General features: G+C 65.0%; 6 protein-coding genes. 2 read left to right on the forward strand and 4 right to left on the reverse strand.

Annotated features, from left to right (window positions below; all coding sequences use genetic code 11):
* Positions 1 to 77: 77 nt before the first annotated feature.
* The 4 genes from QOJ24_RS11350 to QOJ24_RS11365 all read right to left on the reverse strand — a co-directional run bounded on the left by QOJ24_RS11350 (position 78) and on the right by QOJ24_RS11365 (position 4294).
* Positions 78 to 818 carry a FadR/GntR family transcriptional regulator gene (locus QOJ24_RS11350; RefSeq protein WP_526261141.1) on the reverse strand — a complete coding sequence of 247 codons (741 nt, stop codon included), beginning with the start codon at positions 816 to 818 and terminating at the stop codon, positions 78 to 80.
* Between the two features lie 109 nt (positions 819 to 927).
* The gene (locus QOJ24_RS11355; RefSeq protein ID WP_526261143.1) at positions 928 to 2070 is read right to left on the reverse strand and encodes an acyl-CoA dehydrogenase family protein; all 1143 of its coding nucleotides are present in this window, start codon (positions 2068 to 2070) and stop codon (positions 928 to 930) included.
* A gap of 8 nt (positions 2071 to 2078) precedes the next feature.
* Positions 2079 to 3029, reverse strand: coding sequence for an acyl-CoA dehydrogenase family protein (locus tag QOJ24_RS11360; protein ID WP_526261151.1), 951 nt, complete (start codon positions 3027 to 3029; stop codon positions 2079 to 2081).
* A 44-nt stretch (positions 3030 to 3073) separates the two neighbouring features.
* Positions 3074 to 4294: an acyl-CoA dehydrogenase family protein gene (locus QOJ24_RS11365; protein WP_526261145.1), complete on the reverse strand. Its 1221-nt coding sequence runs from the start codon at positions 4292 to 4294 to the stop codon at positions 3074 to 3076.
* A gap of 114 nt (positions 4295 to 4408) precedes the next feature.
* Between QOJ24_RS11365 and QOJ24_RS11370 the strand changes: the two genes are divergently transcribed.
* Positions 4409 to 5911: an aldehyde dehydrogenase family protein gene (locus tag QOJ24_RS11370; RefSeq protein ID WP_526261147.1), complete on the forward strand. Its 1503-nt coding sequence runs from the start codon at positions 4409 to 4411 to the stop codon at positions 5909 to 5911.
* Positions 5908 to 6652 (forward strand): CoA transferase (locus QOJ24_RS11375; RefSeq protein ID WP_526261149.1); only part of this gene is annotated, 745 nt, incomplete at its 3' end. The genes QOJ24_RS11370 and QOJ24_RS11375, both read left to right, overlap by 4 nt.

Raw genomic sequence — 6652 nt, forward strand, 5'->3', positions numbered from 1 at the left:
GAACTCGATCCCGAACCGAATCTGTATCGCAGCGGGTGTCTCGATGTCGTGCTGGACTTCTCGCTCGTCTACACCGGTCATTCGAGAAGATCAACAACGGTGGAGAGTTCGGCCCCCGACAGGACGAACGCCTCGGCCTTCTGCAGATGCTTCTTCCACAGTTCGCCGGCCTGCTCGGCCTCGCCTGCCTTGATCATGTCCAACACCATGCGATGGGTCTTGACCGAGCGGGTGACAGCCCCGGCCGCTCGGCTTCCTTCGGTGGGTTGCAGTGACCGGTTGGCCTTCTCGATGATGTGGTGGAGCATGTCGCTGACGATCTGCAGGGTCTTGTTACCCGATAACCGGGCGATCGCAGCGTGGAAGTCGGTCAACTGGTCGACGGTGTCGCCTCCGGGCGAAAGCTGGCCCTCGCGTTCGACGATCGCCTCCAGTTCGGCTATCACCGACGGGTTTCGGTCCTTCGCGAGTTGCATGATCATCGGTGTTTCCAGCGTCACCCGTGCGTCGTAGACGTCTTTGAGCGTCACACCCTCGTACTCGAGGATCAGCCCGGCGTATCGGGCCAGGGTCTTTCGCCGCGGCCGGGTGACACGGGCTCCGCCGCGAACGCCGCGCTGCACCTCGATCAGCGACTCGGATTCCAGAACCCGGAACGCTTCGCGCAGCGTCGGCCGGGACACCCCGAAACGCTCCATCAGTTCGGATTCGGGCGGCAGCATGGTGCCTTCGGTGATCTCACCGCGGATGAACATCCGGCGCAGCACGGTGGCCACCCGATCGGCCATCTTCGGTTCCCGAAGGCTGGTGACCTCCATTTGTCGACCTCCACCGTTGAATGCTGCGAATCAACTAACTATTTGGCAGGTTATCCGAATTCGCGTCGCGAGCCAGGCATGCGCGGCCGCTCAGTGACCAAGCTCATCGTCAATACCCCATTGCCCGGCCCATCAGGTCCTTCATGATTTCGGTGGTGCCCGCGTACAACCGCTGCACTCGGGAATCTCGCCACAACCGGGCCACCTCATACTCGTTGATGTAGCCGTAGCCGCCGTGCAGCTGCAGGCAGCGGTCGATGATCTCCCACTGGACCTCCGACGTCCACCACTTCAGCCCAGCGGCATCCTGGTCGGAAAGCGTGCCGTCGTTGACCGAGAGCACGCACTGATCCAGATACGTCTGTGCGGCGTCCAGCTTGGTCTGCATCTCGGCCAGGAAGTGCCGGTTCACCTGGAATGTGCCGATCGGCTGCCCGAACGCTGTCCGCTCGAGTGCGTACGCCTTCGTGAGGTCCAGCGCCCGCCGCGCCGCGGGAAGCGCATAGCAGGCGACACCAACGCGTTCGCTGGGAAGATTGCTCACCAGGTGATAGAAGCCGCGGTTGAGCTCACCGACGAGGTTCTCTTTGGGCACTACGACGTCCTCGAAGAACAATTCGGCGGTGTCAGCGGAGTACTGGCCGATCTTGTCCAGCTTGCGGCCGCGGGTGAAGCCCTCCATGCCGTCTTCGATCATCAACAGGCTGATGCCCTTGTGCCGGGCCGACGGGTCGGTCTTGACGGCGGTGAGCACCAACTTCGAGAGCAGCCCGTTGCTGATGAAGGTCTTCTGGCCGTTGACCACCCAGTGGTCGCCCTCGTCGCGGGCGGTGGTCTTGATGCCTGCCAGGTCGGATCCGGCGGCGGGTTCGGACATCGCGATCGAGCCGATGTACTCTCCTGCGACGAACTTGGGCAGCCAGCGCTCCTTCTGTTCGTCGGTGGTGAGGTTGTTCAGATACGGCATCAATATGTCGTTCTGCACGCCGAGGCCGATCCCCACCGATCCGGTCATGAACATCTCTTCGGAGATGATCTGGTTGAACCGGAAATCTTTGACGCCGAGGCCGCCGTACTTCTCGTCGAACTCCCAGCCGATCAGGCCGTGTTCGCCCGCGGCCAGCCACGCCTCGCGGCTGACCTTGCCGTCACGTTCCCACTTTTCGACGTTCGGCACGCACTCGCGCTCGAAGAATGCGCGCGCGGTCGCGCGGAAATCGTCGTGTACCTCGTCGAAGATGTTGCGGCGCACCCGTCCCCCTAATTCCAGTTGACCATCGTCGGAAGCGCGCGGCCGGGCATGTACATGTCGAACAGGCGCTCGGCGAGCAGCGATTCCAGCTGTGGATACGAACCGCACAGCGCGTCGATCTGGAATCCACGCGCCACGTAGCGATGCAGGTCGTGTTCAGCGGTGAGTCCGATCGCGCCGCACACCTGCAGCACCGCGTCACTGATTGTGCGGTGGGCCCGGCCGGCAGCGACTTTCGCGGTTTGGGCCGACAGAACCCCGCCGTAGCACCATGACTCGTTCAGCAGTGCGCGCGCACCCTCGAGCGCAGCCGCGGCGTCGGCAAGTGCGTGGCGAGGCGACTGCAGCGACCCGATGGGCGAGCCGAACTGCACGCGAACGCTGATGTGCTCGACCGCGATTCGCAGCGCCTCGTCGGCGAGCCCGATCAGTTCGGTGGCTATCGACCGATGCGCCGCCGCGATCGCGCGTCCCCACTCGGTCGAGGCGTCTATCAGCGTGTCACCGGTCGTGCCCTCTACGCGGGTCCAGACGACGGACGGATCAAAGGTGTCCATCGGTTCGCCGCGTAGTTCATCGGCATCGACGACGGCTATGGAGACGGTGCCCATGGCACGCGAGACCGGCACCACGACCCGACCGCGAAGAGGGCCGAGCACAATGCCTTTGACCTGGTATTCACTCGAGCTCGGCGCATAGCCTTGCGAGAGTCCCGGCAACACGATGGTGTCGACGGGTCCGTCGACTAAGGACGCCAGTTCGGCCAACATGACCCGATCCAGCGCGTCGGTGAGGGCCAGCGAACGACCCTGCGCACGAAACAGCAACGCGCATGCTTCGACCGGGTATTCGGACTCGATCTCGGCCCAGCCCAATTCGGTGAGCCGAGGGCCGATGACGGCATGTTCCTGTTTGGCGGCCAGTTCGTCGAAGAGCCGGAAGACGGCCTCCTCGATCATCGGCCAGGCTTCGTCTGCCGGATTTCTTCCTGGCGCGCGGGTGGTCACGATGCGCGCCTCTCCTTCGGAAGCCCGAGTAGGTGGTCGGCTACGATTCCGCGCTGCACTTCTGCAGTCCCGCCCATGATGGTGGCGGCGCGGGAGTACCACCACTCCGCACGTACCGTGTCCAGTTCGGCTTCCCGATTGGCGCCGGGTGGGCCGCCCGCCATCAGGTGATCCCGTGCGACGTCGAGGATGAGGTCGTTGACCTCTCTCTCGGCCCGGCTGCACAGCAGCTTGTCAATGCTGCTTTCGGGACCGACGGGTTCGCCGGCCGCGAGTTTGCGCACGGTCGTCGCGGCGCGGGCCTGGGCGGCTATCACGTCGACGTAGACGCGGGCGAACCGCTCACGCTGGGAGGCAGTTGCAGCCTTGGTGACCATGTACTCCCTCAGCCGTCCCAACTCGGTGAGCACCTTGTTCAAGACGGCGTAGCCGTACATTCCCCGCTCGTACTGCATCAGGAACATCGTCACGGCCCAGCCCGCGTCGACGTTGCCGACCAGCCGCTCCCGCGGCACGCGGACGTCGTCGAAATACATCTCGGCAAGCTCGCGTCGGCCGCTGGCCAAGGCGATCGGCCGGATGGTCAGGCCGGGGGTATCCGTATCGATCAACAACATCGTCAAACCGCGGTGGCGGCTCTCCGGGGACCCGGTACGCACGAGCACACAGACTCGTTTGGCCGTTCCGCCCTGGCTGGTCCAGATCTTCTGACCGTTGACGACGAAGCCGTCCGCGCCGTCGTCGGTCGCCCGCGTACGCAGGGACGCGAGATCGCTGCCGGACTCGGGCTCCGAAAAGCCCTGCCCCCACCATTCCGAGCCATCGAGGTATCCCGGCAGGTACTCCGCCGCCAGGTCCGGCGCGAATTCGAGCACAGCCGGGCCCATCACTTCCAGCGTCCACGCCTGGGCCGGGATGGGCAGCATGGCGTGGCCGAGCTCTTCGAAGTAGACGGCCCTGTGCACCTCGTTGCCGCCGAAGCCGCCTGCAGCCGCGGGCCACCCGAACCGATTCCAGCCGTCGGCATGCAGCCGTGCCATCACCGAGGCGTCGTGCTCGAGTCCCTGTTCGGCTGTCATACTCGCGGCCGATCGCCATTGCTCCGCGCAGTCCAGCGTGCGCAGATACTCCCGGAGATCGTGTCGGTACTCGGCGACCTGCGACAGGTAGGCGTCTCGGCGGTCGTCGCTGACGCCGTTGTTGACAGGGGACGACACCGCTACCTCTTCGTCAATCCGGGGGACCCTGCCCCGCGGGGGGCTAATCCGCTAAACAATTATCTATAAGAGGTACACTAACGCACGACTTCAACTTCGCCATAGGGAGCGCCAATGACGGCATCACCGGTCGCCGCGTCCACTGTTTCATTCAATCCCGAAACCCGCCTCTACATCGACGGACAACTACGCGAATCGTCGGGAGGCAAGACCGCCGACAACATCAACCCGGCCACCGAGGAAGTGCTCGGTGTGTGCACCGATGCGGGCGCCGAGGACATGGACGAGGCGATCGCGGCCGCTCGGCGGGCCTTCGACACCACCGACTGGGCCACTAACCACGAATTCCGCCAGCACTGCCTCATGCAGTTGCACGAGGCGCTACAGGAGGAGAAGGAGGACGCACGCGCGGAGCTCGTCGCAGAAGCCGGCGCGCCGCTCGGCATGACCTACATCGCCCAGCTGGACTGGCCGCTCGCCGACGCGGTCCGCTGGCCTGCCCAGCACATCTCGGACTTCGCCTGGGAACGCCAGCTCGATGTGGACGCCAAGATGGGCGAGCCCTACAACCGCGTCGTGGTGAAGGAGCCGATGGGCGTCATCGGCGCGATCACGCCGTGGAACTTCCCGGTCGAGATCATCGCCAACAAGGTGGGCCAGGTGCTGGCCACCGGTAACACCATGGTGCTCAAGCCGGCCATCGAAACGCCGTGGAACGCACTGCGCTGGGGCCGCATCATCGCCGAGAAGACCGACATACCGGCGGGCGTCGTCAACGTCGTCCCCGCATCGGACAACGACGTGGCCCAGCGGCTCGTCACCGATCCGCGGGTGGACATGATCTCCTTCACCGGGTCGACCGCGGTTGGAGAGCTCATCGGGCGATTGTCAGCAGCGACCATGAAACGCAACCTGATGGAGTTGGGCGGCAAGTCGGTATACCTGCTACTCGAGGACGCGGACTTGGGCGCCACGGTGCCCGGGTGCATCGGCGCTCTGATGCATTCGGGTCAGGGCTGCGCGCTGACCACCCGAATGTTGGTGCCGCGCAACCGGTACGACGAGGCCGTCGAGCTGGCCACCGCCACCTTCGCGTCGGTCACCGTCGGTGATCCGACCGACCCCGCGAACTTCTGTGGCCCGCTCGTGTCGGCCAAGCAGCGCGAGCGTGTGTTGGGCTACATCGAGGTGGCCAAGGAGCAGGGCGCCCGAGTGACGGTGGGAGGCGGGAAGCCGGACGGACTCGACCGCGGGTACTTCGTAGCGCCGACGATCCTCGCCGACGTCGCTCCGGATCACCGGGTCTTCCAGGAGGAGATCTTCGGACCGGTCATCACGATCACCCCGTATGACGGCGGTGACGACGGTGCCGTCGAGATGGCGAACAACTCCATTTATGGATTGGCCGGCACGGTGCTGGGCTCCGACGAGCGGGCGATGGCCGTTGCGCGACGAATCCGTACCGGATCGGTGAACATCAACAGTGCCATCTTCTACGGCGCCGATGCGCCCTTCGGTGGCTACAAGATGAGCGGAATCGGCAGGCAGAACGGTATCGAGGGCTTCGAGCAGCACCTGCAGACCAAGGTCATCGCCTACCCCCAGGAGTCGGCGTGAGCGACATCCTGAGCGGTATCCGCGTTGTCGAACTCGCGGCGTGGACGTTCGTGCCGGCGGCGGGGGCCGTGCTGGCCGACTGGGGCGCCGACGTGATCAAGGTCGAGCACCCCGAGACGGGTGATCCCCAGCGCGGGCTCATCAGTTCCGGACTCGTCACCGGCGCAGGGGGAGTCAACCACTTCATCGAGCAGCCCAACCGCGGTAAGCGCAGCATCGGGCTGGACACGTCCACTCCCGAAGGACTCGAGCTCTTGATGAAGCTGATCGAGACCGCCGACGTGTTCGTCACCAACCTGCTGCCGGATTCCCGTCAGCGGATGGGCATCGATGTCGAGCAGGTCCGGGCGCGCAACCCGAAGATCATCTACGCCAGGGGGCACGGCTACGGCACCAAGGGCGACCTGGCATCTCAGGGTGGTTTCGATCTCGCGGCATACTGGGCGCGCGGCGGCATCGGCGAAGGGTATGCCGCAGGCGACGGTTCATATCCGCCGATCCAGCGGCCTGCCTTCGGCGACTCCTACGGCGGGCTGGCCATCGCAGGCGGAATCGCCGCGGCACTGCTGAAGCGGGAGCGCACCGGTGAGCCGTCGGTGGTGGACGTCTCCCTCCTCAACGCGGCCATCTGGCAGTTGGGCCCCGACATCGTCGGCTCGGGTGTCACGGGCCAGGACATCCCGAAGTTCAACCTCGACGAGATGCCCAACCCCGCGGCCAGCATCTATAAGACTCGCGACA

Source organism: Mycobacterium sp., assembly GCF_032159775.1.
GTDB lineage: Bacteria > Actinomycetota > Actinomycetes > Mycobacteriales > Mycobacteriaceae > Mycobacterium.

Excerpts from the sequence above, each read along its gene's own strand:
- QOJ24_RS11360 (WP_526261151.1), bottom strand. The coding sequence starts at position 3,029 with ATGATCGAGGAGGCCGTCTTCCGGCTCTTCGACGAACTGGCCGCCAAA.
- QOJ24_RS11370 (WP_526261147.1), top strand. The coding sequence starts at position 4,409 with ATGACGGCATCACCGGTCGCCGCGTCCACTGTTTCATTCAATCCCGAA.
- QOJ24_RS11350 (WP_526261141.1), bottom strand. The coding sequence starts at position 818 with ATGGAGGTCACCAGCCTTCGGGAACCGAAGATGGCCGATCGGGTGGCC.